22 protein-coding genes are annotated in these 23,817 nt (G+C 69.5%); 10 read left to right on the top strand and 12 right to left on the bottom strand.

Annotated features, from left to right (window positions below; translation table 11 throughout):
* Positions 1-17: 17 nt before the first annotated feature.
* Entirely contained in the window at positions 18-878 is an 861-nt protein-coding gene (locus W5W_RS14765) for a twin-arginine translocase TatA/TatE family subunit (RefSeq protein WP_017194849.1), read from the bottom strand.
* Positions 879-1,088: 210 nt separating this feature from the next.
* Here W5W_RS14765 and W5W_RS0106845 point away from each other — a divergent pair, with 210 nt between their 5' ends.
* Positions 1,089-1,724, top strand: a complete 636-nt coding sequence (locus tag W5W_RS0106845) for an O-methyltransferase (protein ID WP_008729573.1) — start codon at positions 1,089-1,091, stop codon at positions 1,722-1,724.
* Between the two features lie 180 nt (positions 1,725-1,904).
* Here the strand turns inward: W5W_RS0106845 and W5W_RS15660 are convergent, their stop codons facing one another.
* The 3 genes from W5W_RS15660 to dapE all read right to left on the bottom strand — a co-directional run bounded on the left by W5W_RS15660 (position 1,905) and on the right by dapE (position 4,262).
* The gene (locus W5W_RS15660) at positions 1,905-2,072 is read right to left on the bottom strand and encodes a DUF3117 domain-containing protein (RefSeq protein WP_008729587.1); all 168 of its coding nucleotides are present in this window, start codon (positions 2,070-2,072) and stop codon (positions 1,905-1,907) included.
* A gap of 112 nt (positions 2,073-2,184) precedes the next feature.
* On the bottom strand, positions 2,185-2,949 hold the full coding sequence (locus W5W_RS0106835; RefSeq protein WP_008729583.1) for an LOG family protein: 765 nt from the start codon (positions 2,947-2,949) through the stop codon (positions 2,185-2,187).
* A gap of 41 nt (positions 2,950-2,990) precedes the next feature.
* Positions 2,991-4,262, bottom strand: coding sequence for a succinyl-diaminopimelate desuccinylase (gene dapE / locus W5W_RS0106830; RefSeq protein WP_008729592.1), 1,272 nt, complete (start codon positions 4,260-4,262; stop codon positions 2,991-2,993).
* Between the two features lie 137 nt (positions 4,263-4,399).
* Between dapE and W5W_RS0106825 the strand changes: the two genes are divergently transcribed.
* Positions 4,400-6,157, top strand: coding sequence for a phospho-sugar mutase (locus tag W5W_RS0106825; RefSeq protein ID WP_017194847.1), 1,758 nt, complete (start codon positions 4,400-4,402; stop codon positions 6,155-6,157).
* A gap of 5 nt (positions 6,158-6,162) precedes the next feature.
* Here the strand turns inward: W5W_RS0106825 and W5W_RS0106820 are convergent, their stop codons facing one another.
* The 5 genes from W5W_RS0106820 to W5W_RS0106800 form a co-directional block, all read right to left on the bottom strand.
* Positions 6,163-7,026 (bottom strand): metal ABC transporter permease, encoded by an 864-nt coding sequence (locus W5W_RS0106820; RefSeq protein ID WP_017194846.1) that lies wholly within the window; start codon positions 7,024-7,026, stop codon positions 6,163-6,165.
* A complete protein-coding gene (locus tag W5W_RS0106815; RefSeq protein WP_017194845.1) occupies positions 7,023-8,024 on the bottom strand; it encodes a metal ABC transporter permease in 1,002 nt (333 codons plus the stop codon). Before W5W_RS0106815 ends, W5W_RS0106820 begins: the two co-directional genes overlap by 4 nt.
* Entirely contained in the window at positions 8,021-8,845 is an 825-nt protein-coding gene (locus tag W5W_RS0106810) for a metal ABC transporter ATP-binding protein (RefSeq protein WP_017194844.1), read from the bottom strand. Before W5W_RS0106810 ends, W5W_RS0106815 begins: the two co-directional genes overlap by 4 nt.
* A 5-nt stretch (positions 8,846-8,850) precedes the next feature.
* Positions 8,851-10,047 carry a metal ABC transporter substrate-binding protein gene (locus W5W_RS0106805; RefSeq protein ID WP_017194843.1) on the bottom strand — a complete coding sequence of 399 codons (1,197 nt, stop codon included), beginning with the start codon at positions 10,045-10,047 and terminating at the stop codon, positions 8,851-8,853.
* A 294-nt stretch (positions 10,048-10,341) separates the two neighbouring features.
* Positions 10,342-12,234 (bottom strand): hypothetical protein, encoded by a 1,893-nt coding sequence (locus W5W_RS0106800; protein WP_154650259.1) that lies wholly within the window; start codon positions 12,232-12,234, stop codon positions 10,342-10,344.
* Positions 12,235-12,727: 493 nt separating this feature from the next.
* Between W5W_RS0106800 and W5W_RS0106795 the strand changes: the two genes are divergently transcribed.
* On the top strand, positions 12,728-13,126 hold the full coding sequence (locus W5W_RS0106795) for a winged helix-turn-helix transcriptional regulator (protein ID WP_050980350.1): 399 nt from the start codon (positions 12,728-12,730) through the stop codon (positions 13,124-13,126).
* 134 nt (positions 13,127-13,260) lie between these two features.
* A complete protein-coding gene (locus W5W_RS0106790; protein ID WP_017194840.1) occupies positions 13,261-14,292 on the top strand; it encodes a zinc-binding alcohol dehydrogenase family protein in 1,032 nt (343 codons plus the stop codon).
* Between the two features lie 36 nt (positions 14,293-14,328).
* Here the strand turns inward: W5W_RS0106790 and W5W_RS0106785 are convergent, their stop codons facing one another.
* The 3 genes from W5W_RS0106785 to W5W_RS0106775 are packed head-to-tail and all read right to left on the bottom strand — an operon-like array spanning position 14,329 to position 17,288.
* On the bottom strand, positions 14,329-15,558 hold the full coding sequence (locus W5W_RS0106785) for a mannose-1-phosphate guanylyltransferase (RefSeq protein ID WP_017194839.1): 1,230 nt from the start codon (positions 15,556-15,558) through the stop codon (positions 14,329-14,331).
* Positions 15,559-15,574: 16 nt separating this feature from the next.
* Entirely contained in the window at positions 15,575-16,609 is a 1,035-nt protein-coding gene (locus tag W5W_RS0106780; protein ID WP_008729550.1) for a YihY/virulence factor BrkB family protein, read from the bottom strand.
* A 55-nt stretch (positions 16,610-16,664) separates the two neighbouring features.
* On the bottom strand, positions 16,665-17,288 hold the full coding sequence (locus W5W_RS0106775; protein ID WP_008729568.1) for a 2'-5' RNA ligase family protein: 624 nt from the start codon (positions 17,286-17,288) through the stop codon (positions 16,665-16,667).
* A 256-nt stretch (positions 17,289-17,544) separates the two neighbouring features.
* Here W5W_RS0106775 and galK point away from each other — a divergent pair, with 256 nt between their 5' ends.
* The 6 genes from galK to W5W_RS0106745 all read left to right on the top strand — a co-directional run bounded on the left by galK (position 17,545) and on the right by W5W_RS0106745 (position 23,815).
* Positions 17,545-18,846 (top strand): galactokinase, encoded by a 1,302-nt coding sequence (gene galK, locus W5W_RS0106770; protein WP_008729560.1) that lies wholly within the window; start codon positions 17,545-17,547, stop codon positions 18,844-18,846.
* Between the two features lie 221 nt (positions 18,847-19,067).
* On the top strand, positions 19,068-20,117 hold the full coding sequence (locus W5W_RS0106765) for a permuted SH3 domain-containing protein (RefSeq protein ID WP_017194838.1): 1,050 nt from the start codon (positions 19,068-19,070) through the stop codon (positions 20,115-20,117).
* Entirely contained in the window at positions 20,114-20,938 is an 825-nt protein-coding gene (locus tag W5W_RS0106760; RefSeq protein ID WP_008729582.1) for an ABC transporter ATP-binding protein, read from the top strand. Before W5W_RS0106765 ends, W5W_RS0106760 begins: the two co-directional genes overlap by 4 nt.
* Positions 20,935-22,404: an ABC transporter permease gene (locus tag W5W_RS0106755; RefSeq protein WP_008729551.1), complete on the top strand. Its 1,470-nt coding sequence runs from the start codon at positions 20,935-20,937 to the stop codon at positions 22,402-22,404. Before W5W_RS0106760 ends, W5W_RS0106755 begins: the two co-directional genes overlap by 4 nt.
* A 91-nt stretch (positions 22,405-22,495) precedes the next feature.
* Positions 22,496-23,344 carry an exodeoxyribonuclease III gene (locus W5W_RS0106750; RefSeq protein ID WP_008729579.1) on the top strand — a complete coding sequence of 283 codons (849 nt, stop codon included), beginning with the start codon at positions 22,496-22,498 and terminating at the stop codon, positions 23,342-23,344.
* 99 nt (positions 23,345-23,443) lie between these two features.
* Complete coding sequence (locus W5W_RS0106745; protein ID WP_017194837.1) at positions 23,444-23,815, top strand: acylphosphatase; 372 nt, start codon at positions 23,444-23,446, stop codon at positions 23,813-23,815.
* Positions 23,816-23,817: the final 2 nt, after the last annotated feature.

The raw sequence follows: 23,817 nt of genomic DNA, 5'->3' as shown, positions 1-23,817 counted from the left end.
GCGCCGACCGAGGAATCCTAGGAATCAGAGGGATCGGCGGCCATCACGACCTCGGGCGCCTCGGCAGCCTCTGCGCGTGTACGGGCGGCGGCGTTGGCCGCGCGCACGATCTCTCGCGGGGACACCGGCCGCACCCGGCGGATCGGCCGGATCGCCTCCCCGGCCTCCTCGATCTCATTGATCTCATCGACCAGGCTCGAGGGGATCGGAGTCGGGGCCTCAGCGGGCTCATCCAGCTCAACCGGCTCGACGTCAAGCTCGGCATCCTGAGCATCTTCAGCATCCTGAGCATCCCCGGCAACCTCTACAGCCTCATCCGGCTCGACCGGCTCGGCGTCAGCCTCAACAGCCTCATCGGCAGCCTCAACCGACTCGACCGGCTCGGCGTCAGCCTCAACAGCCTGCGCCTCCCCGGCAGTCTCAACCGACTCGACCGGCTCGGTGTCAGCCTCAGGCTGCGCCCGGCGCTCCTCGCGAGCCTGCTCGGCCCTGTCGTCGATCATCCGGCTCAGGGACTTCTTCGAGCGGGAGGCGGCCTCGGTCTTAACGGCATCGGAGGCCGCGTCCCTGGCATCCTTGGCGACCGACTGGATCGGATTGGCAAGGTCCTTGCGGATGGCGTCGAGGTCCTCCCCCAGGGCGTCGCGCACGATCTTGCGCGGGTCGTAGTTGCGCGGATCGAGGTCGGACAGATTGAGGTCCGCGAGCTCCGGGCCGACCTCCTCGGCGATCTGCTCCTTGGCGTCGTCCAGGAATACCCTGAGCCGCCGCACGGCCTGAGTCAGCTTGCGGGTGTACTCGGGCAGACGCTGAGGCCCGATGACGATGACCGCCACCAGGATGATGACGAGGAATTCGGAACCTGAGACGCCTAGCACGCCAACAGTATAGGGACCAAGCGCGGGACCCGATCACCATGCGGGACGTGCGCCGTCGCACCCCGGAGGCATGCGCATCGCCAGTGGCGATACCGTTGATCCGCCCACAACCTGGAACAATGAGTGTGTTCGCCCGCGCCGCCCCTCAGGGCCGTGCACGGGCAGATCCGATCCCACGCGACCACCGGTCGCAGCACGGAAGGTGGAACGGTGAGTGCCGACAAGACCTTGAGCTGGTCCTACACCGAGGAGTTCCCCAGCGAGGACGAGCAGATCGCCGACGCCCGGCTGCGCGGCATCGAGCTCGGCATCGCCCCCGTCTCCTCAGCCACGGGCGCCGCCCTGAAGATGCTCGCGGCCGCCGTGGCGGCGAAGTCCGTGGCGGAGGTCGGCACCGGCACCGGGGTCTCGGGGCTGTGCCTGCTCGGCGGAATGGGTTCGGACGGGGTGCTGACCACCATCGACGTCGAGCCCGAGCTCCAGCGCGAGGCGCGCAGGGCCTTCGACGCCGCGGGATATCCGGGAGCGCGCACGCGGATCATCCGGGGCAGGGCCTCCGACGTCATGCCCCGCATGGCGGCCCGCTCCTACGACATGGTCGTGCTCGACATCGATCCGGAGGAGTCGATCAAGCTGGCCGGGCCGGCACTGCGCATGCTGCGCGTCGGCGGCGTCCTTGCCATCACCCGGGCCCTGTGGAACGATCACGTGGCCGATCCCGCTCGACGCGACCCCACCACGGTCGCGGCACGCGAGCTGGGCAAGTCCCTGCGCGATCACGACGGTCTTCTCGTGTCGCTCCTGCCGGTCGGCGATGGACTGCTGGTGGCCGTCCGCCAGGCCTGACGGGCCTGAAATGACCTGAATGACCTGAATGAAGCGGTGCAGGAATAGCACAAGGACCGGGCCCTCGGGGACCCGGTCCTCGTCGTTACTTACTGCGGCAGGCGCCGCATACTATTGAAGAGATCTGAGCAGGTCTGAGGAAGTCTGAGCCGATCTGTGCGGGTCTGTGCGGATCGAGAATCAGTACTTCACGGAGGCCAGCGCCTCCTGGAGATCCTTGATCTCATCGGGCGTGATCTCAACAACCAGACGGCCACCACCCTCCAGCGGCACGCGCATGATGATCGAGCGGCCTTCCTTGACGACTTCTAGCGGCCCGTCACCAGTCCTGGGCTTCATGGCAGCCATGAGCTCCCCTTTCAGTGCTGTATCGCGGATTCATCACCGCACTGCCCAGCCCATTCTACGGCACGAGGACGCCGATCCTCAGATAAACGTGGTTAAGTCCACGAAGGCTCAACTATGCTCCGCTCCTGGGTTCCGCCCCGCCGGCCCGCAACCGCCGCGCGCCGTCGACCACGTAGTCGACGGCTTCCTGCGCCGTGTCGACGACGGGGAGCAGATCGACGTCCCCGGGCGAGATCGTCCCGGAGTCCACCAGGGTGCCGCGGATCCAATCCACCAGCCCGCGCCAGTAGTCGGAGCCCACCAGCACGATCGGGAAGGAGGAGACCTTGCCCGTCTGGACGAGGGTCACGGCCTCGAAGAGCTCGTCGAGCGTGCCCATTCCCCCGGGCATGACGACGAAGCCGTCGGAGTACTTCAGGAACATCGTCTTGCGGGCGAAGAAGTAGCGGAAGTTGACGCCCAGGTCGACGTACTCGTTCATGCCCTGCTCGTGAGGCAGTTCGATGCCGAGGCCCACCGAGACGCCGCCCGCGTCATGGGCGCCCTTGTTGGCCGCCTCCATCATCCCGGGGCCTCCGCCGGTGATGACGCCGTAGCCGCTGCGCGCCAGACCCGCCCCGATCTGCTGGGCCAGGGCGTAGGCGGGGTCGTCCGCGGCAGTGCGCGCCGAGCCGAACACGCTGATCGCCGGCCCCAGTTCGGCCAGCGCCCCGAAGCCCTCGACGAACTCGGACTGGATGCGCAGCACGCGCCACGGGTCGGCGTGCAGCCATTCGGCATCGCCGCGGTGGTCCAGCAGACGCGCGTCGGTGGTCCGGACGGGGATCTGGGTCCCGCGCAGCATCACGGGCCCTCTGCGGTAGGTCTGGCGTGTCATGGGGGAATGATCTCATCACGGCCGGTCGGGCCGTCGGACCGTCAGGCCAGCCATGCGCGCAGGATCTGCGCGACGGCCTCGATCTGGGCCACGGGGCAGTGCTCGTCATCGGTGTGGCACAGCATCGGGTCGCCCGGGCCGAGGTTGACCGCGGGGATGCCGGCCGCGGAGAAGCGGGCGACGTCGGTCCAGCCGTACTTGGGCCCGACGGCGCCCCCGCGCTCGCGCACCAGCTCGATGAGCTCACGGGCCATCGGGGAATCGAGTCCCGGGCGCGCGGCCGGGCTCAGGTCGTCCAGCTCGACATCGACCCGCCCGGTGCCGGCGTCGATGACAGGGTCGGTCTCCTCACCGACGGGATCGAGCCCTGCCAGCACGCGTTTGGCCCGGGCCAGGGCCTCTTCGGCCGTCAGGTCGGGTGCGAAGCGGTAGTTGACCGTGACGCGGCAGTGGTCGGGGATCGTGTTGGTCGCCGTGCCCCCTTCGATGAGGACGACGCTGAAGGACTCCCGGTAGGCCAGGCCATCGACCTCCACAGTCCTCACCGGGGCGGCCTTGACCCGCTCGATGAGGGTGGAGGCGGCATGGATCGCGTTGACGCCGCGCCAGGCCCGGCCCGAGTGGGCCGCCCGACCCGGCACGTCCAGGATGAGGCGCAGGGTGCCGTTGCATCCGCCCTCGACGCCCGCGCCGGTGGGCTCGCCGAGAATCGCCAGGTCCGCCTCGAACCAGTCGGGGTGGGCCGCGAGCGCCCGACCGAGCCCGTTGCGCTCGCCGACGACCTCCTCGTTGTCGTAGAAGACCCAGGTGACATCGCGGCGCGGAGCGGTCAGGGTCGCGGCCAGCTGCAGGCCCACCGCGATACCGCCCTTCATATCGACGCTGCCGCGCCCCCACACGACCGTCTGCCCGCCCTGCCCGTCTTGAGCGCCCGTGCCGCCCAGGTCCTCCAGGCTCTCGAGGCTCTCAAGGTTCTCATGGCTCTCAATACGGCCCGGGACGTTGTCGGTGCGGGGCGAGATGGGGACGGTGTCCAGGTGGCCGGCGACGACGACTCGCTCACGACGCCCCAGGCGAGTGCGGGCGACGACGGTGTTGCCGTGCCGCAGAACCTCCAGGTGCGTATGCGCCGCCAGGGCGGCCTGGACGGCGTCGGCCAGCGGGGCCTCCGCCCCGGAGACGCTCGGGGCGGACACCAGGGCGAGGGTGAGGGCGCCGAGATCGCCGTTCAGATCGGGCAGCGCGACCGGCTCCGCGACCGGGGCCGGGACCTGGCCGCCGAGCGGCGGGGGCGAGGTGGCGGTGTCGCTCATGGGCCCAGGGTACGGCCGAGTCGGGAGTGAGGACCCGCCGGCGTCATTGGCTACCTCACGTTCTTGTGTTGGGAACCACTGGTGAGGGCTGTCATTGTCACGGTTCGGAACGGGCGGCTCGCGGTAGCGTCGAAGTCATGACCCGCCCGGATCGCTCTCTCGACACCGTTGCCGTGACTGCCTGGATCAATGAGGACCCCGACCCCGCCACCCGCGAAGAGCTGACCGCTCTGCTGACCGCCCACGAGGCCGGCGACGATGAGGCCGCCGCAGCCCTGACCGACGCCTTCTCGGACACCCTGACGCTCGGTGCCGACGGCCTGCGCGGCCCTCTGGGAGCGGGGCCGAACCGGATGAATCGCGCCGTCGTCATCCGCGCCGCTGCCGGCCTGGCGGCTTATCTGCGCGAAACCCTCGGCGAGGGTTTCACCGTCGTGATCGGTTACGACGCTCGCCGCCACTCGGGCGTCTTCGCCCGCGACACGGCCTCCGTCATCACCGGCGCGGGGGGCCGCGCCGTCCTGTTCGACCGCCCCTGCCCCACCCCGACCCTCGCCTTCGCGCTCAGGCGCCTCGAGGCCGACGCCGCGGTCATGGTGGCGGCCTCCCGCACCCCGCCCCAGATCAACGGATTCACGATCTACCTGGGCGGGCGCGCCGTGACCGGCCCGGGGCAGGGCGCGCAGATCGCGCCGCCCTACGAGTCCGCGATCGCCGAGCGCATCGAGGCGGTCGGCGACCCGGCCGGGATACCTGAGATACCCGGGATACCGATGCCCGATTCCGGCTGGGAGACCCTGGGCGAGGAGATCATCGAGGACTACACCGCGACTGCGGCGAAGGCGGCGCGGATGCGCGCCGCCGCCCCCCTCAAGATCGTCCTGACCGCCCTGCACGGAGTGGGCGGGCGGATCTGCCGCGACGCGCTGGGCCGCGTGGGCCTGGACGTGATCGTCGTGCCCGAGCAGTTCGACGCCGACCCCGGCTTCCCCACCGTCGCCTCCCCCGACCCCGAGGAGGCCGGCACTCTCGACCTTCCCCTCGCGCAGGCCCGCGACGCCGACGCCGACCTGGTGATCGCCATCGACCCCGACGCCGGTTGCTGCTGCGCCGCAATCCCGGACGAGCACGTCACCGGCGGCTGGCGACGACTGACCGGCGACGAGCTCGGCACGGTCCTGGGAGAGCAGGCCGCCGAGCTCGCGGCCTTCACGGGCACCGGCATCCTGGCGAACTCGATCGTCTCCTCCCGCATGCTGCGCAAGATCGCGCAGGCCCACGGGCTGGGGCACCGCAACGCCCTGCCCGGCTTCAAATGGATCAGTCGCGTGCCCGGACTGGTCTTCGGCTACGAGGAGGCGCTGGGCTATTGCGTGGACCCCGCCTCGGTGCGGGACAAGGACGGCATCTCGGCCTCCGTGCGCCTGGCGGTGCTGGCCAGCGTGCTCAAGCAGCAGGGCCGCTCGATCGCCGACCTGCTCGACCGGCTGGCGCGCGAGCACGGGCTCCATGCCACCGGTCACCTGAGCGTGAGCAGCCGGGGCGCAGAGGATGCAGAGGATGCGTCCTTCATCTCCACGACCATGGATCGCCTGCGCGCCGGGGGCGTGCCCGCCTCACTGGCCGGCTCCCCCGTGGTCGACGTCTTCGACCTGCTGGACGGGGCCTCGGACGGCAACGGCGGGAAGCTCCCGCCGACAGACGGCCTGATCATCAAGACGGCGGCCAACGACCGCATCGTCGTGCACCCCTCGGACACCGAGCCGAGGCTCGCATGTCACTGCGAGGTCGTCGTACCGGTCGGCGTCGAGGATCCGGTCGAATTGGCCCGCCGGACCGCCGCCGACCGTCTGGAGGCCCTCAAGACCGACATGCGCGGGGTGCTCGGCGCCTGAGAGCGTCAGCTGCTCACATGCGATGCCAGGGCGCGCGCCGCTGCGGCCAGGAGGTAGACGGCTCCCGCCATCGCCGCGATGACGCCGCCCACCGACAGGCTCAGCACGACCCCCAGCCACATGCCCGCCACGCAGGTCAGGGCCCCCAGCAGGGCCGATCCGGCCACCAGCGAGCGCGTCGAGGAGCACCACGGGGCGATCGCGGCGGCCGGCGCCGCGACGAGGGCGATGGGCAGGATCGTGCCGACGGCGGGGACCAGTGTCGCAATGGTCAGGCATATCAGGACCAGCAGGACCGCTTCGACCGGCCCGCCGCGCAGCCCGGCGGCCCGATAGCCGACCGGGTCGAAGCCGTGGAAGATCAGGAAGCGGCCGCCCACCGCCAGGACCGCCAGCGCCCCGACCAGGACCGCCGCCGTCACGGCGACGTCCACGGGACCGATGTTGAGCACCGAGCCGGTCAGGAACCCGTCGACCTTCAGCGGCAGCGGGGCGAACCACTTGGCCAGGAAGTACCCCAGGGCGAAGCCGAAGGTCAGCACGATCCCCGCGGCCGACTGGGAGGTCAGCCCCGGGATCGTCGACAGCCAGCGCATGAGGGCGATCATGGGCAAGCACATGAGCACGGCTCCGACGAACAGGGCGACGGTCAGCAGGTCGTAATCGGCACGCTGCCCGGCCAGGGCGCGACTGAGCCCCGAGGCCACGACCACGCCCGCCACCGCGCCGGGGAAGGTGGAGTGGGTCAGGGACTCCGTGAAGAAGATCCGGCGGTGCAGCAGTGCCAGAGCCCCCACGATTCCGGCCAGCGCCCCCATGAGGACGACCTCGACCAGCGGCAGGGCCAGCACGTTCCAGCTCACGCTCATGCGCCCGCCTCCACGTCGTCTCGTTCTTCGCGGCGCGCTCCGTGGATGCGGTTGCGCCACCAGGCCCGCGTCGCCGCCACCAGGAACAGGGCGGTCATGGTCAGCGCCACGGCCGCCTGCGGCGAGACCGGGTGGGGCATCGGCGCGATCATGACCAGCAGCCCGAGCCAGCCGCCACCTATGCCCACGGCCAGGGCCACCGCCACCATGGCGGCCACTCGACCGGCCAGCACGCGTCCGGTCGCCCCGGGAATGACGAGATAGCCGATGACCAGGAGGGTGCCCACCGCCGTCGACGCCGAGACCACGACCGCGGCCACCGCCATGTTGAGCACCAGGTCGAGGATGAGCAGACGCATGCCGCCCGCCCTGGCCCCGACGGGGTCGAAGGCGTAGGCGACCTGCTCCTTCCAGGTGACGGCCACGGCCGCCAGGGCGATCAGACACATGAGGACGGCCTGGGCCAGGCGCAGGTCGGTGACCTCCAGGAGGCGGCCGAACATGAGCGCCTCGAGCTGGCCGGACATGTCCCCCTTGGCCAGGGACAGGATGATCCCGATCGAGAAGAAGCTGGTGAGGACCACCGCCGTGCCCGCCTCGGAGGCGGAGCGGCGGGCCGCACGATGGGTGACCCAGGTCAGCGCGACGGCGGCGAGCAGGGCCACCGCAGCGGCCGCGGGGACGATCCGATCGATGCCCCCGTAGACGGCGCCGGCCACGATGCCGGGGAAGACGGCGTGGACCATCGCCTCGGCGGTGAACTCGGTGGCGCGCAGGTTGACCAGGGTGCCCACGACGGCGCACACGGCGCCGAGCAGCACGATCATGAGCAAGGGCCTGAACAGGTAGGGCGCGGAGGCGAACTGGGCCAGGCCCGGCACATGGGAGGCCAGGCCGCGCAGGCCCTCGACGAGGTCGGCGAAGGTCTTGGTGACGCCGGCCGGCGCGGTTGCTGGGATGACTGCGGTTGCTGGGATCGCTGGGATGACTGCGGTCACTGCTCCGCGTCCTCCCCGCTCGCCGCGCCCTCCCGTTCCAGCGCCGTGGGATCGAGCTCGAGGAGGCGGTCCGAACCGGCTCCGCCGTAGGCCTGCTCGATGAGGGCGGGCACCAGCACCTCCGCGCGCGGGCCGAAGGCGATCTGCCGTCCGGCCAGCAGGGCGGCCTTCTCACAGGTCTGCCGGGCCAGGACCAAGTCGTGGGTGGAGACGACCACGCCGATGCCGCGGTCCTTGAGCCGGGCGATGATGTCGAGCAGCGCGTCGCGGTTGGGCTGGTCGAGGCCGTTGAAGGGCTCGTCCAGGAGGATCAGCCGCGGCTCGGCGGCGATGCACCGGGCCACGAGCACGCGCTGGCGCTGGCCGCCCGACAGCGTGCCGAAGCGCCGAGAGGCGAGCTCGCTCAGCCCGACGGCGTCCAGGGCCTCCCGACAGCGCCGGCGCTCGCGGCGGCCGGGGCGGCGCATCAGGCCCAGACGCGAGTAGGTGCCCATGAGGACGACGTCGAGGACGGTGACCGGGAAGCTCGGATCGAGGTCGGCGACCTGGGGGACGTAGCCGATCGATCCGCGCGGCGCTCGACCGGGGGCGGCGCCGTTGACGCGAAGACTGCCGGCGGCGACTCTGACCATGCCGAGCAGGCCGCGCAGGAGCGTGGTCTTGCCCGAGCCGTTGGGACCGATGAGGGCCAGGGCCTCGCCGCCCACGACCGTACCGGTGACCCCGGTCAGGACGGTGCGGGAGTTGTAGGCGAAGGCCGCGTCGTCGAGGACGACGACCGGTTCAGAGCTCGCTCGGCTCGCTCGGCTCGCTGGATTCATTCGGCTCACTTGACCTCTGTGTACATGGGCGTCCACTCGTTCAGGGATTCCGGGATCTCCGCGACAGTGCCGTCCCATGCCTTGGTGAGGTTGGTGACGTTGTGGAGGATCGAGCCGATGTAGGTCTCCCCGTCCGAGCCGGGGTCGCCCAGCGAGTCCCCGTACAGGGCCTCGTCCCCGACAATAGCCTTGACGCCGGCGGTCCTGGCGACCTTGTCGACGGATTCGGGATTGTTGGAGTTCTCGGCGAAGATCGCCACGGCGCCGGAGTCCGTGACGGCCTTGGCGGTCTCGTCGATCTTCTGGGCGGTGGCGTCCTGCTGGGCGTTGAAGTCGGACAGGGCGGCGCCCTTGAAGGTCACGCCGTAGGCGGCGGAGAAGTAGCCGAAGGCGTCGTGACTGGTGAACAGGACGCGCTTGTCGGCCGGGACGGTCTCCAGGCTGGTGCGGGCCCAGGCGTCCAGGTCATTGAGACGGTCGATGTAGCTCTGGGTGCGGGTACTCAGGAGGTCAGCGGACTCCGGGGAGGCCTTCTCCAGGGCGGCACCGATATTGGTCACCTGGACGATGGCGTTCGCGGGCGAGGTCCACACGTGCGGGTCGAAGCGGAATTCGGGCTCGTTCTCCCCGTCCTCGGGCGGGAAGGGCCAGGTGGCGACGTCCACCTTGGTCGTCCCGCGATCGACGGTGTAGGGCAGGTCCTTCTCCTTGGCCAGCTGGGCGTCGAGGTCGTCGACGTCGGCGGCGCCGGCGACCCCGGAGGTCACGACCATGGAGCCCTTGAAGCCGGTGGAGGTAACGGCGTCGTCGAGGAAGTGCTCCAGGTCGACGCCGGAGACGAAGAAGAGATCGGCCTCGGACAGCGCCCGCGACTGCTCCGCGGTCATGTCGTGCTCGTGGGCGGAGGCGTTGGGGGCGAGCAGGCAGGTCAGGGTCAGGTGCGTCTTGGCACTGGCGGTGTCGGCGCCGAAGTGCTCGGTCGTGCCGTCGGCGCCGGTGCGGTCGAAGGACAGGCCGTCGTCCTGGCCGTCGGAGGCGAGCTGGGTGATGTAGTCGCAGATCTGAGTGGTGGACGCGACCGCCTTGATGGCGGAGTCGTCAGCGCTCGTTGTGGAGGCTCCGCAGGCGGTCAGGGGCAGTGCCGCGGCAACGAGGACGAGGGAGGCGAGGACGGCCGCCGTCCGGCGCCCGCAGATGAACATGGGTCTCATGAGGGATGAGAGTATTTCGGGCGTCCGAAACTTTCAAGTCTCGAGTCACGAGAACCCGGCGGAGCCGACTAGCACTCCGTCGCCCTCCCCTCCGCCCCTCGCAGCTCGCGCGGCAGGATGACCGCGAGAATGCGCGGCCAGTACCCGAGTTCCCGCGGCCCCGGGCCCGCGGAGGCGCGCAGAGAGAGCAGATCCAGGACCCTGACGGCTCCCGACGACGGCTCGTAGAGGTGGACGCACCCCGGGCCGTCCTTCCCGGCTTCTTCTGGGGAGGACGGGACGGGGTCAGTGCACGGCAGCGACGGCCTGTCCAGCGCCGCACGAGGATGCCCGCTGCAGAAGATCGGCGAGCTGGATCAGATCGGCACGGTCGGCCGCCCGCCGTACACGAGCTACGAACTGACCCCATCCCACTTGACCTATGCGCTGCTCGGCCAGGAGTCCAGAGCCTCCCAGAAGGCGCTTGGCCCAGGCTAGGAGCGGGTGAACGGAGTCGACAGGGAGCGCCAGGAGGCCCACAAGCCCAGAGGCGATGTGCTCGGCCTCCGCAACATCTCCATTGCACAGCGCCTCGAACAGCGCGACACGTGTCGGCTCGTCATCGACACCCAAAGTACCTTCGAAGTGAAGGCGGTCCATGCACGCGAGCAGCCTCGCCCCTCGTCCGGCGGGGGTATCTGCGGCCTGGTCGCGGATGGCGAGGATGCGGTTGATGTTGTCCGGGAGGAACGGGCCGTGGTTACCAGTGTTCTTGTCCATAAGCCGCAGGATCTGAGCACCCCCGATGCCGATCCCGTCCACCGCAGTGACGACCGCGTCAGGGATGTTGGCAAATCTGAAACCCGCTGAGAAGTAGGTCAGCAAACCGACCTCATGGGCACGGTGAACCAGAGTGAGCGCGAGTGGACCGCCGAGCTGATCGGTGATGCAGCGGCTGGGGTAGGTGTCCGCGGTTCCATCCCAGGTGACCTTGTCGAGACCGGCTTGGGCAGCGATCTCGATGCCGAGCAGTCCGATCTCCTCCGCCGTGGCGGCCTGGACAGCCCCGCCACGGGCGCGCACGGTTTCCTCACGATCGTCGAGGACGGGCGTATTGATGTTGAAAGCGGCAGACAGGACCTGGGCATGGCGGTCGCGTCGCACCTCACGGGCGAGGGAGGACAGCAGGCGGACCGCCTCGGAGGCCGTCAGCCTTTCGACCGAGAACTTAACCTCCGCGAGACCATCGGACAGCAACGAGGAGGCCGCCGCGGCGAAGGTGCGGCTGGTCTTAATCAGCGAGTCATTAACCGTTCCGTCCAGCAGGGGTCTCCCGATGTAGCTCGAGGTCGGTGCCGCCTCACCGGCGTGCAGGCGGACGCGGGCGACCGTGCGCGGCGACGGGATCCGATACGGTTCCAGCTCCTCACGGCTGCGGCTCACCCCGCGCTCGAGGTGCTCGACGTGGACGATGACACCACGAAGGTAGCCCGGATAGCGAGTGGTACCCGCGAGATGCCCCTCGCCGGGGTCCGTGATCGACGCGTATGTCTGCACGTCGCGGAAGCCCGAGGTACCCCAGATCGGGTATTTGCCGGGGATGTGCACGCCCTGATCAAGGAGCCAGTAGGCGGCGCGCACTGCAATGCGTTCGTCAACGGTCAGGTTGTCGTTCCTATCACGGCGGTAGGCGATAAGCTCCGAAGCCGCTGCGAGGAAGTCCTGCTCGGGACGCATGTAACGGTCGTGATCAATGTGCACATACACGTCGAGGCCGTCGTCCGTGAAGATGGAGTGTGCCCTGCTGGACGAGGATGTAGGTTCAAAGGCATCGCAGAACGCGGTGAGGGCGTCTCTATAGGCGGAGCTGAGTGCGGAGACGCCGTGGCCCGAGGCGCCCGCCAGGTCGAGCGTCGCAGTGAATGCGCTGGTCAGGTGGGTCTGGTCAGGGAACCGCTCCGCGAAACGACCAAGGTCGGAGCGCACGCGCGCCTCGGCCTCCTCAAGGGTCTCCTGGACCGGAAGTCTGTAGGGGTCTATCTTAGTGAAGCTATCGTCGGTGAAGCGCTCGCGGGTGAGTACCGCCTCCACACGGACGAGGAGGTCGCTAAGATGCTCGACAATTAGGTGGATTGCGGTGCCGGCGGGGATCTGAGTGCTGGTGGGCTGGAGGGCTGCTCGCGGTACGAGGGTAACCATGTCAGGGAAATCTCTCTATGTCGTGTGTTGACGGTCGGGGTGGTTCGAAGGCCTGCGCTCTGATGCAGTACAGGGTGCGAGTAGAGCCGAGATCATGCAGCGGTGGCTAAGGTCACAGAAGCGGCCTCGCAGTTCCGCCCAGGAGAGCCGCAGCCGATGCGGATGACCCGAACGACGGCGCCATCCGTGTCGAGAATGCCGCGCACCTGAACTACGAGATTCTCTCTGTCGAGAACAGCGATGCTTGCTTATTAATGACACCCAAACTCTTCCGACTTCATAAAGTCGGCGTCGAGGGCAGCATGGACAGTGGCGCGGGTCAGCGTCACCGAGAAAACAACGGGTGGGGCATCGGTGTGCTCCTCATCGTGAAATTCAGACCCGCGCGGGCCGCGCGGGATGACTCGACGCTAAACATGAAGCGATAGTTACCCGCAAGGTCTGCTACTATCCGAAAGGAAGTAATAGACCGTGAAAAGTAGGACGGAGAGCGATGACGGCAAACGGTGCCGCACCGGGGGTTGGAAAGAGCGGGCAGACCCGCGGGCAAGTTTACTCGGCCGACTGCCCGTGCCGGGCCTTGCTGGATGTCGTCGCCAACAAATGGGCGGCACTCGCGATCAGCGCCCTCGCTGAGGAGACGCTGCGCTTCGGGGAACTGCAGCGGCGCCTGCAGGGAATCTCGCCGAAGGTGCTGACGGCGACGCTGCGTCGGCTCGAGGACTTCGGTCTTGTGGACCGCATGGTGATCCCCGCCGTCCCCCTGCACGTGGAGTACTCGTTGACCGAGGCGGGCCGCAGTGCGGTCCGCCCGATGTTCATGCTGCGCGACTGGGCCGAGTCCCAGTACGAGCTGGCTCGCGCGCGCATTGACCATAACGAGGCGCACTGACCGCGCACCCAGAACCGTTGATCTACTATCTAACAGGTAGTAAGCAATCTTGCAGGTAACTACTGACCTCTGGCTACGGTCATCAGGGCGCCGTCTTCCGGTGCCAGACGACACCACCAGAAGGAGCTGCTCCTATGACAGCCGTACCCCAGAACGAGACCGTCACTGCCGTCGTCTCCCGCGCCGGTGGGCCACTGGACGGCCCCAACAGCCTGGTTGACACGAGGATCCCCGCCCCCGGCGCGCCGACGGGCCACGATCTTCTGGTCAAGGTGCAGGCCGTGTCGGTCAACCCTGTCGACGTGAAAGTCCGCGCCTCCGGGAACCGCGGCGATAAGGACCGTATCCTCGGCTGGGATGCCTCAGGCACCGTCGTCGCCGTAGGCGAGGACGTGACGCTGTTCCGTCCCGGCGACGAGGTGTTCTATGCCGGCGCGATCGAGCGCTCCGGCTCCTACTCTGCCCGCCAACTCGTCGACGAGCGCATCGTCGGGCCGAAGCCCTCTTCGCTCACCCATGCCCAGGCGGCGGCCCTGCCGCTTACCGGCATCACGGCCTGGGAAGCTCTGTTCGACAAGCTCGGCCTCACCCAGAACTCGAGCGGAACCCTGCTGGTTCTCGGAGGTGCGGGCGGGGTGGGATCCATCCTGATCCAGCTCGCCAAGGAACTGACTAGCGCGACCGTCATCGCCACCGCATCCCGGTCCGAGTCACGTGAATGGGCTCTGTCCCTCGGAGCCGACGCCGTAGTCGACCACTCCTCGGACGATCTGGCTCACCAGATCCTGGCCGTGGCCCCCGGTGGCGTGGACTGGGTATTCACCCCACAGAGCAAAGGCCGGATCCCGCTATTCACCGAGATCGTGCGCCCGTTCGGCGAGATCGTCGCGATCGATGACGAGAGGGACCTCGACCTGTTCGCGTTGAAGGGGAAGGCTATCTCTTGGCACTGGGAGCTCATGTTCACCCGGCCGCGCTTCGGCTACGACCTCGAAGCCCAGCACCGTGCGTTGGCCAGCATCTCCGAGCTGGTCGATGCCGGGCGCATCCGTACTACCATGACGAAAATGCTAGGACCGATCGGCGCCGAAGCGCTGCGCGAGGCGCACCAGATCCTCGAAACCGGTCACGCCGTCGGGAAGATCGTCGTCGCTAACGAGGTTTGAGGAGGGTCTGGGGACTGAATCCCCGACCGCATGCGCTCACAGGAGCTCGCCGCGCCCTTCGGCGCGCAGACGATCGACAACGCCCTTGACCGCCTGCGCCTGGTCCGGAGTCGTCACCAGCAGGGCGTCGGGCGTGTCGACCACGACGGTGCGGGGCACCCCCAGCAGGGCGATCTTGCGCCCGGTGGTCGAGGCCACGAGCGCACCGGGCGAGGCCAGGGCCTCGACATCGGCGGCCGGACCGCCCGCTGCGGAGTCGTCCAGCACGGCGACGCCATCGGCCGGCCCCCGGGTGCGCTCCGGCACGAGCTCGGCCAGGGAGTCGAAGTCGCCGACGTCGTCCCAGCCCATGGCGGCGGGCACCGTGGCCACGCCCCCTGCCGCGGCCACGGGCTCGGCGATGGCATGGTCGATGGCGATCCTCTCCAGGCCCGGCCAGCGCTCGGCGAGGACCTCCTCGCGCGCGGGAGTGTCCCAGGCGGCCGCGATGGCCCCGACATCGGCGGCGAGCCGGGGCCTGTGAGCGGCCAGATGGTCCAGCAGGACGCCCGCACGGGAGACGAACATGCCGGCGTTCCAGCGGTAGTCGCCCGTGGCGAGATAGGCGGCCGCAGTGGCGGCGTCGGGCTTCTCGGTGAAGCCGAGCACCCGGCGCCCATCGGGGGCCCCGGGCACATCGAGGCTCTCGCCGCAGTGGATGTAGCCGAAGGCGGTGGAGGGGCCGGTCGCCTCGATGCCGATGGTCACGACCCATCCCTCGCGCGCCAGCGCCGCGGCCTGGCGGACGGCGCCGATGAAGGCGGTCTCATCGGCGACGGTGTGGTCGGCGGCGAAGGACCCGACGACGGCGTCGCGGCCGTGGCGCGCGGCGATGACTCCGGCGGCCAGGGCGATGGCGGCCATGGAGTCCCGCGGCAGGGGCTCGGCCAGAATGCTGTCGCGCGGCAGCTCGGGCAGCTGATCGGCCACTGCCGCCACGTGCGCGACGCCGGTGACGATCGTCGTCGTGGCGGTCACGGGCGCCAGGCGCGCCACCGTGCCCTGGATCAGGGTGCGACCGGCGCCGGTCAGGTCGAGGAGGAACTTGGGATGGTGCCGCCTGGACAGCGGCCACAGCCGAGTGCCCGCGCCGCCGGCGGGGATGATGGCGTGAATCGCCTCATCCGATCCGGCTCGCTCGGCAGGCTCGGCGCTCTCGACTCGGTCGGCGTTGTGAGCCTTGTGGGCCTTGTGGGCACAGCCGATGCGTTCAGGATTCTCATTCACTCCCGCAGGCTATCGCTCATTCGCGCTGCTCGGCGGAGACCAGCGGAGAGTAGTCGGGACGCGCCGTCGGGTCGGCCTCCAGAGCGCCGGTCAGGGACTGCCGCGGCCAGGTCAGGGTCTCGGGAACCGAGAGCGTCACGTAGTTGGGGCGCTCGTGGGCATGCACCTCCGCGGGGTGCTCCACCTCTCTCGGCAGTGGCGGATTAGCCGTCCAGGCAGCCACCAGCAGCACCGCGCGACTGGTCAGGTGCAGCCACAGCACCAGGACCACGACGGCGGCGAAGGACGCCAGCAGCGGGTTGCGCACCGCGGCGGAGCCCACCGCCCCGGTCCCCACCTGCCGCAGCACGCCGAGGGCGAGCGCCCCCAGCATGCAGCCCTGGATCAGGTCGCGCTTGGGCGGACGCACACCGCAGACGGTGATGAGCATCGCCAGGACGCCGGCATCGATGATGAAGGACACGGCCAGTGTGGCCAGCCACGCCCCACTCCCGGTCAGCGAGTCGGGCAGGCCGAGCCTGCGGCCGATGCCCCCGGACAGGGTGGTGGTCACCACCGAGGCGACCGCGGTCACCAGCACTCCCGCCACGATGACGAGGAACCCGAGCAGGTTGAGCAGCTGGCTCACCACGGGGCCGGGAGGGGGATTGACGATGCCGAACATGGCGCGCAGAGCGGTCTTGATGGTCCCCATCAGGCTCATCGCCGAGTACAGCAGGGCGACGCCGGCGATGACCGACCCGAAGTTGAGGGCCGAGCTCAGCGTCAGCTGCTCGACGGTCACCAGCCCCTGACCATCGCCGGTGTCCAGCACACCGGGCAGCATGGAGTCCACAGAGGAGATGGTGGCGGCGCGGAAGGCGGGACGGTTGCCTATCATCGCCATCAGAGTGCTCATGCCGATCACCAGGGCCGCGAAGATGGAGAACATCGCGGTATAGGCGATTCCCCCGGCCATGAGGGCGCCGCGCGCCGTCCCGTAGCGCTTGAGGGCCCGCCCCGGCCGGGTGCGCTGAAGAGCCCCGATCAGCCCTTTGATCCGCGCGATCACGACGTCTCTGTCCCGGGTTCCATCCCGGTCGCCACCCCGATCTCCATCCCGGCCGCTATCCCGGGAGCGCGGGAGCCGCCGGTTCGCCCGAATCCGCGGCCCCCACCGGATCGGAAGCGGCCTGGGAGGCGGAGGCGCGACCGAAGACGAAGGACTCCGCAACCTCCCAGACCCCCTCGGGGCGCAGACGGTAGAGGTGGATGCGGGCGGCGGTGAAGTCCACGTCCAACTCGGCCCCGGCCGCGGCGGCCACGTCCAGGTGGTCGTCGGCGATCTCGTGGGCGAGGGTGACGTGCGGGTGGAAGGGGAAGCTGAGGGGGCGCGCCAAGGGCCCGGCCTCATCGCGCACGCGGCCCTGGAGACGTTCGCATTCCGGAGCGCCGCGGCTCAGATCGAGGTAGACCACGGGGCTGACGGGGCGGAAGGTGCCCACCTCGTCCAAGCGGATCCGGAAGGGCGAGGTCCGCCGAGCCACGCGCCGGAGGTGCTGGGACACCTGCTCCAGCGAGCCCACATCAACGGCGGTGGGCGGCAGGATCGTGATGTGCGGGGGAATCACATGGGCCAGCGGATCGCCGGCAGCCGCACGCACCTGGCGCACCCGGGCGGCATCCGAGTCGGGCAGCGCGATGGCCACACCGATGACGCACTGGTGCGCGCCTGGTGCGGGGATATCCATGATTCCTGGTCTCCTACGGGTCGTGCGGGCGGTGGACGCCCTTGCGGCCACTCGAACACATTACCGTGCCCGCCCCCGCCAGTCCCAGCCCGGAAGACGTCACCCCGGGGAGGACTCCCCTCGAGGATGCGCGAAGTGACCGTCGTCTCCGGTCGTTTCTGGCACACTGACGCCGTGCGCCCGCCCGCATCCGCCCCGCCATCGGCAGCCGGGGCCCGGGCTCGCCCGCCACACCCGCACACTCCAGGAGACCACGATGTCCAGCGCCGCTCCCGTCTTCACCCCCGCCCTGACCCCGCAGGAGGGGGCCAGGGCCGCCAGCGCCCTGTTCAGGGAGGCTTTCGACGCCGAGCCCGACGGCGTCTGGTGCGCACCGGGGCGCGTCAACATCATCGGGGAGCACACTGACTACAACGGCGGGCTCGCCCTGCCCATCGCCCTGCCGCATCGCGCCTACCTGGCACTTCGGCGCCGCGAGGACAGGACGGTGCGGCTCGTGTCCTCCCTGACGCCGCAGAGCATCGACACCCTGGACCTGGACGTCATCGGCCCCAAGGGCACGCCCGGCGAGGTCCGCCATTGGAACGCCTACATCGCCGGTGTGGCCTGGGCCTTGGAGCGCGACGGGCTGGGCCCGCTGTCGGGATTCGACGCCGCGCTGGTCTCCTGCGTGCCCCTGGGCGGAGGCCTGTCCTCCTCGGCCGCCCTGGAGAGCGCCACCGCGGTGGCGCTGGACGACGTCGACGCGCTCGGGCTGGCCGGCCCGGCCGAGGCTCCCGACGACGCCGGTCGCGCGCGCCTGGTGACGTCCTGCGTGCGCGCGGAGAACGAGGTGGCCGGAGCCCCCACCGGCGGCATGGACCAGTCCGCCTCCCTGCGCTGCCGCGCCGGCCACGCCCTGGAGCTGGACTGCCGCACCGGCGAGGTCGAGCAGGTCCCCTTCGACCTGAGCGCCGCCGGGCTGGCGCTGCTGGTCATCGACACCAAGGCCGAGCACTCGCTGGTGGACGGCCAGTACGGTGCGCGGCGGGCTGCCTGCGAGAAGGCCGCCCGCATGCTCGGCGTCGACCTCCTGGCGGACATCGCGCCCGACGATCTGGAGACGCACCTGAGCAGGCTGGCTGAGCCGGCTGGGCCGACGGGCCACGGGGAGGCGGAGGCGGACGCCGACGAGCTGGTCAAGCGCACCCGTCATGTGGTGACCGAGATCGACCGGACGCGGCGCCTCGTCGCGCTGCTGCGCGACAGCCGCCCGCTGGCCGGTCCGAAGCTGGAGGAGGTCGGCGCCCTCATGAACGCCAGCCACGACTCGCTGCGCGACGATTACGAGTGCTCCTGCCCCGAATTGGACATGGCCGTCGCAGCGGCCCGGAAGGCCGGCGCCCACGGAGCGCGGATGACCGGCGGCGGCTTCGGAGGCTCTGCGATCGCGCTCGTCGACGCCGATTCCGCCGACGCCGTCGCCCGGGCCGTCGTCGTCGCCTATGCCGAGGCGGACTTCACGGCCCCGGCCTTCCTGAACGCGATCCCCTCGGCTCCCGCCGGCCGGCTGAGCTGAGCCCTGCGCGACTCCCTCCAGGGTCCTACCTTCCCCATCGGGCGTCCTCCCCCGGTCATAGGAACGTCTCCTCCTTCAGGAGGAATCCCTCCTACGCCCGGAACCATAGGCTTCAGTCATCCCCTGTGAGGCGCATCGGCGTACCGATGCCGTGGTACTTCTGCGCCTCTGCGCCTCAATTCCCGGGCGCCCGCATATTCAGGGCTTAACTGGAGACTCGCATGAAGAAGAAATACATCCTGCCCGCCGTCAAGATCTTCATCGCTGTGGTCATCGCCATAGCCCTGACGAAGATCGCCTTCTTCTCCGGCCAGGAGGGGCAGAACCAGGCGGACATCTCCTCCGGCCTGGAGGTGACGACCCGAACCACGACCGCCACGGTCGGCGACATCACCAGCACGGTCGAGGTCAAGGGGCAGGTGGTCCAGGACAAGGCGGTTGAGGCCAAGGCCACCCTGACCGGCACCGTCGATTCCCTCACCGTGGCCAAGGACGCCATGATCACCCAGGGCGAGCCCCTGCTCTACCTGAAGAAGACCGAGCCGCAGGAGCCGAAGACCGACGCCGAGGGCAACACCGTCACGCCCTCCGACAAGGTGACCTGGGGCACCGTCTACGCCCCGGTGAGCGGCAAGGTGACCTACAACGTCATCGAGAACCAGGACACGACGGTCGGCATGGTCGTGGCCTCCGTGACCCCGCAGACCTACTCCGCCACCGGCGACATCACCGCCGCCCAGCAGTACCGGCTCACCAACGCCCCGGCCGCGGCCACCATCTCGACGACGGACGGCCCCGCGCCCTTCTCCTGCACGGATCTGAAGATCGGCACGAAGGAGAACACCTCCACCACCACCGGCCAGAACGGCAGCAGTACCACCACCAGCACCGGGGAGGGCACCAAAGTGGAGGTCCGCTGCTCCGTGCCGCCTGAGCAGCAGGTCTTCGCCGGCCTGAAGATCACCATCGGCATCGACGCGGGCTCGGCCACGGGAGCGGTCCTGGCCCCCGTGACGGCCGTGGAGGGATCCGTGACGACGGGGAACGTCTGGGTGGTGACCGACCCCGACAACCCCAAGGACGCCGAGAAGCGCGAGGTGTCCCTGGGCATCAATGACGGCACCAATATTCAGATCACCAACGGCCTGGCCGAGGGCGAGACAATCCTGCAGTACGTGCCGGGCAAGGACATCGTCCGCACCGGCAACCCCAACACGTGCGAGCCCGACAACTCCGCCTGCTACGACGAGAACGGCAAGGAGATCCTGTGAACTCGGGCCCGCTGATCAGTCTGCGCGGCATCACGCGCACCTTCACGGTCCCCGACTCCCCGCCGCTGAACATCCTCACCGGCGTCGATCTGGATGTTCACCCGGGCGAGCACGTGGCCATCGTGGGCCGCTCCGGAACCGGCAAGTCGACTCTGCTCAACACCCTCGGGCTGATCGACATCCCGACCTCCGGCAGCTACCACTTGACGGGCATCGACACGGCCAGGCTGGGCGAGGGCCGCCGCGCCCACCTGCGCGGGGAGACCTTCGGCTTCGTCTTCCAGTCCTTCAACCTCATCAGCGGCCTGACGACCACGGAGAACGTCGCAGCCCCGCTCCTGTACGACCACGGCACGGCCTTCTGGAGGCGCACGTCCCGGGCGGAGGAGCTCCTGGACGCCGTCGGACTGGCCAGCAAGGCGGGGATGGCCATCGGGCGCCTGTCGGGCGGCGAGCAGCAGCGGGTCGCCATCGCCCGGGCGCTGGCCCGGCGACCCCGCGTCATCCTGGCCGATGAGCCGACCGGAGCCCTCGACGTCGACACGGGGGCGGCCGTCATGGAGCTGCTGGAGAAGCAGTGCCGCGACAATGGCGCGGCACTCATCCTCATCACCCACGACCTGGCCGTAGCGGGGCGGGCGCACACCCAGTACCGCCTCGAGCACGGGGTGCTGACCCCGATCTCGGTGAGTCGGCGCCAGGCGGGCTCCCTGGAGGAGTTCAGCGAGGTCCAACTCGCCCCCGTGGCGGACCGAGCAGTCGCACCAGCGCCCGGCGCTGATGCAATAGGAGCGGTAGGAGCAGCAGGAGGGGCCCGATGAAACTCTTCGCAGGGACCGGCGGCCTGATGACGGGATTCGTCGGCGCGATCATCGAGGCATGGGCGCAGCTGCGCATCGGCAAGGTCCGAGTGCTGCTCTCGCTCGTGGGCGTGGGGGCGGCCGTGGCCGCCATGTCCTTCGTCATCGCCATCGGGCAGGTCTCGGTGACCGCGATCAACTCCGATATGGAGAAGTACATGGGGCGTCCAGGCACTGTGACCATCAGCGTCTCCCCCACCGGGAAGGACGTCACGGCCTCGGGTCATGACGACTCCGAGGACGGCGACTCCAGCGACTCCGGGCAATCGAACTCCGACGAGGCCGGGTCCAAGGCCTCGGGCGCCCCGGACAGCGGGCAGGCCGGCTCTGGGCAGTCGAACTCCAATCAGGGGTCCGCCGGTTCGGGACAGGGCTCTGCCGGCGCCTCCAAGGAGACATCGGCCAAGACCTCGGAGCGGGTCGACCGCGCTCTGGCATCCTTCGTCACCCGGTACGAGGCGAGCTCCTGGGCCACCACCTACACGACCAAGCTGCGCTTCGCCTTCCCCGACGGACCGCGCCAGGTCTCCACCCAGGCGGTGAGCCTGGGCTACGGAACCCTGCACCACACCCAGGTGAAGCAGGGCCGCTGGTTCAGCAGCGAGGACGTCGACGACGCCTCCCCGACGCTGGTGGTCTCCCAGGGCTTCCTCGACGCCCTGGGCATCTCCGAGCTCACGCAGCCGGTCACCGTCACCTCCTACACGCCCGTGCGCACCACCTTCACCATTGTGGGCGTGCTCAAACCGGACAGGAGCACGGACTACTGCACCACCACCGACACCAACGGCGAGACCATCCCCTGCCCGCAGCCGCTGTCGGCGTTCGTCCTGAAGGACGCCTACGAGCAGCAACTGCCCGAGGAGGCCGAGCGCCCGACGCCGACGCTCGAGATCTGGGCCGGGAAGGACCAGACAAAGGAGGTCAAGAATCTCGCCAAGAAGAATCTGGACGCCCAGTTCGGGAAGGGCTCCACGCAGGTCAGTGACAACCTGGGGAACAATTCGAATCTGAGCGCGGACGGCTTCACGAGCGTGGTGACCGCGGCCGGGGTCCTCATCATGATCCTGGGCGCCCTGAGCCTGGTGAACATCTCGATGGTCACGGTGCGCCAGCGCATCCACGAGATCGGGGTGCGGCGCTCCTTCGGGGCGACGAGTCGACGGATCTTCTTCTCCATCATGCTGGAGTCCGTGGTGGCGACCGTCGTAGCCGGCGTGGTCGGCGTCGGCCTCGCGATCGTGGCGCTCAGGGTCGTGCCGCTGGGCGCCCTGCTGGGGGGAATAGAGATCGCGGCCAATCCGCCCTTCCCCATGCTGGCGGCCGTGACCGGGCTGCTGGCGGCGGCCGGCGTGGGAGCGCTGTCCGGCATCATCCCGGCGATCGTAGCCGTGCGCATCCGCCCCATCGACGCCATCCGCTACTGAGCGGGAACGGCGCACAGAACGCACACAGAAAGCGAATGGAAAACGAGTGTCCTGCCCGGGGTGTCCTCGTGACAGGCCGTACTCTGACACCATGCGTATCGCCACCGTCAATGTCAACGGCATTCGGGCAGCGGCCCGCAAGGGCATCTCGACGTGGTTGGAGGCCAGCGCGCCCGACGTCCTCGTGCTCCAGGAGGTCCGCGCGGACGAGAAGACCGCCTCCGACCTCCTGCCCGGATACCGCTCGGAGGTTTGGCCGTGCCGTATCAAGGGGCGTGCGGGGGTCGCCGTCGCCGTGCGCGAGGGAAGCGTGGTCGCCGTGGGCGAGGTGCGTCGCGGCGTCGCCCTGCCGGACACCGTCGAGCCCGACGTCGACTCGGGCCGGTGGCTCGAGGTGGACCTGGCCGTAGAGGGGACGCCGGGCTCGGACGGCGCCGGACGCCACACGCTCACCGTCGTGTCGGCCTACCTGCACTCGGGCCAGCTGGGCACCGAGAAGATGGACCAGAAGTACGCCCACCTGGAGCTCGTGGACGCGCGCATGGCGGAGCTGCTGGAATCCAGTGAGTCCGGCGGCCCCCAGGTCATCATGGCCGGCGACCTCAACGTGGTCCGCTCCGAGCGCGACATCAAGAACTGGAAGCCGAACCACAACAAGACCGCCGGGGTCATGGACGAGGAGATCGCCCACCTGGAGGGCTGGTTCGCCTCCGGCTGGATCGACGTGGCCCGCTGGCTGGCACCGGGCGAGCAGGGGCCCTACACGTGGTGGTCCCAGCGCGGCAGGGCCTTCGACAACAACGCGGGTTGGCGCCTCGACTACCAGGTCGCCACGCCGCGCCTGGCCAAGCGCGCCTCGACCTTCACCGTGGATCGCGCCGATTCCCATGACACTAGATGGTCCGACCACGCCCCGCTCGTCGTCGACTACGCCTTCTGAGTCTTCTCTTCCTGAGTCTTCTGAGTCTTTCTGAGAGACGGCCCGGCCCCATCTCCTGATCTCCCGCCGCCCGCGCGGGCGGCCTGCGAGGATAGGGCCATGAATATCTTCTCCCGCCTGCGCAGCCCCGGCCCCGGCTCCGGCCCTGGCTCGTCGCCCGCGGCCAGCGACCCGGACGCCCCTGCGGGCGCCGGCATGCGCACCATTCGCGCGCTCGTCTCGGGGCAGGTTCAGGGGGTCGGCTTCCGCTGGTACTGCACCGAGGAGGCGCAGCGACTCGGCCTGGTCGGGCGGGTGAGCAACCTGCCCGACGGCGACGTCAAGGTCCTGGCGCAGGGCCCGGCCGACGCGGTCTCGCAGCTGGTGGCCTGGCTGCACCACGGGTCCCGATGGGCGCGGGTCGACGACGTCAGGATCACTGAGCTGCCGCCGGGCAGCCTGCCCCAGAGCGACTTCCAGCCGGGCAACTGAAT

Source organism: Actinomyces massiliensis 4401292 (genome assembly GCF_000269805.1).
Taxonomy (GTDB): Bacteria; Actinomycetota; Actinomycetes; order Actinomycetales; family Actinomycetaceae; genus Actinomyces; species Actinomyces massiliensis.
Note: the sequence above shows the minus strand (reverse complement) of the source record. Positions and strands in the feature narration are given on the sequence as shown.

What these genes read in the sequence shown, in the direction of transcription:
- W5W_RS0106800 (WP_154650259.1), bottom strand. Translation starts at nt 12,234, where the DNA reads ATGGTTACCCTCGTACCGCGAGCAGCCCTCCAGCCCACCAGCACTCAG.
- W5W_RS0106805 (WP_017194843.1), bottom strand. Translation starts at nt 10,047, where the DNA reads ATGTTCATCTGCGGGCGCCGGACGGCGGCCGTCCTCGCCTCCCTCGTC.
- W5W_RS0106835 (WP_008729583.1), bottom strand. Translation starts at nt 2,949, where the DNA reads ATGACACGCCAGACCTACCGCAGAGGGCCCGTGATGCTGCGCGGGACC.
- W5W_RS0106755 (WP_008729551.1), top strand. Translation starts at nt 20,935, where the DNA reads ATGAAACTCTTCGCAGGGACCGGCGGCCTGATGACGGGATTCGTCGGC.
- W5W_RS0106820 (WP_017194846.1), bottom strand. Translation starts at nt 7,026, where the DNA reads ATGAGCGTGAGCTGGAACGTGCTGGCCCTGCCGCTGGTCGAGGTCGTC.
- W5W_RS0106765 (WP_017194838.1), top strand. Translation starts at nt 19,068, where the DNA reads ATGAAGAAGAAATACATCCTGCCCGCCGTCAAGATCTTCATCGCTGTG.
- W5W_RS0106745 (WP_017194837.1), top strand. Translation starts at nt 23,444, where the DNA reads ATGAATATCTTCTCCCGCCTGCGCAGCCCCGGCCCCGGCTCCGGCCCT.
- galK (WP_008729560.1), top strand. Translation starts at nt 17,545, where the DNA reads ATGTCCAGCGCCGCTCCCGTCTTCACCCCCGCCCTGACCCCGCAGGAG.
- W5W_RS0106750 (WP_008729579.1), top strand. Translation starts at nt 22,496, where the DNA reads ATGCGTATCGCCACCGTCAATGTCAACGGCATTCGGGCAGCGGCCCGC.
- dapE (WP_008729592.1), bottom strand. Translation starts at nt 4,262, where the DNA reads ATGAGCGACACCGCCACCTCGCCCCCGCCGCTCGGCGGCCAGGTCCCG.
- W5W_RS0106825 (WP_017194847.1), top strand. Translation starts at nt 4,400, where the DNA reads ATGACCCGCCCGGATCGCTCTCTCGACACCGTTGCCGTGACTGCCTGG.
- W5W_RS0106775 (WP_008729568.1), bottom strand. Translation starts at nt 17,288, where the DNA reads ATGGATATCCCCGCACCAGGCGCGCACCAGTGCGTCATCGGTGTGGCC.
- W5W_RS15660 (WP_008729587.1), bottom strand. Translation starts at nt 2,072, where the DNA reads ATGGCTGCCATGAAGCCCAGGACTGGTGACGGGCCGCTAGAAGTCGTC.
- W5W_RS0106810 (WP_017194844.1), bottom strand. Translation starts at nt 8,845, where the DNA reads ATGAATCCAGCGAGCCGAGCGAGCCGAGCGAGCTCTGAACCGGTCGTC.
- W5W_RS0106795 (WP_050980350.1), top strand. Translation starts at nt 12,728, where the DNA reads ATGACGGCAAACGGTGCCGCACCGGGGGTTGGAAAGAGCGGGCAGACC.
- W5W_RS0106790 (WP_017194840.1), top strand. Translation starts at nt 13,261, where the DNA reads ATGACAGCCGTACCCCAGAACGAGACCGTCACTGCCGTCGTCTCCCGC.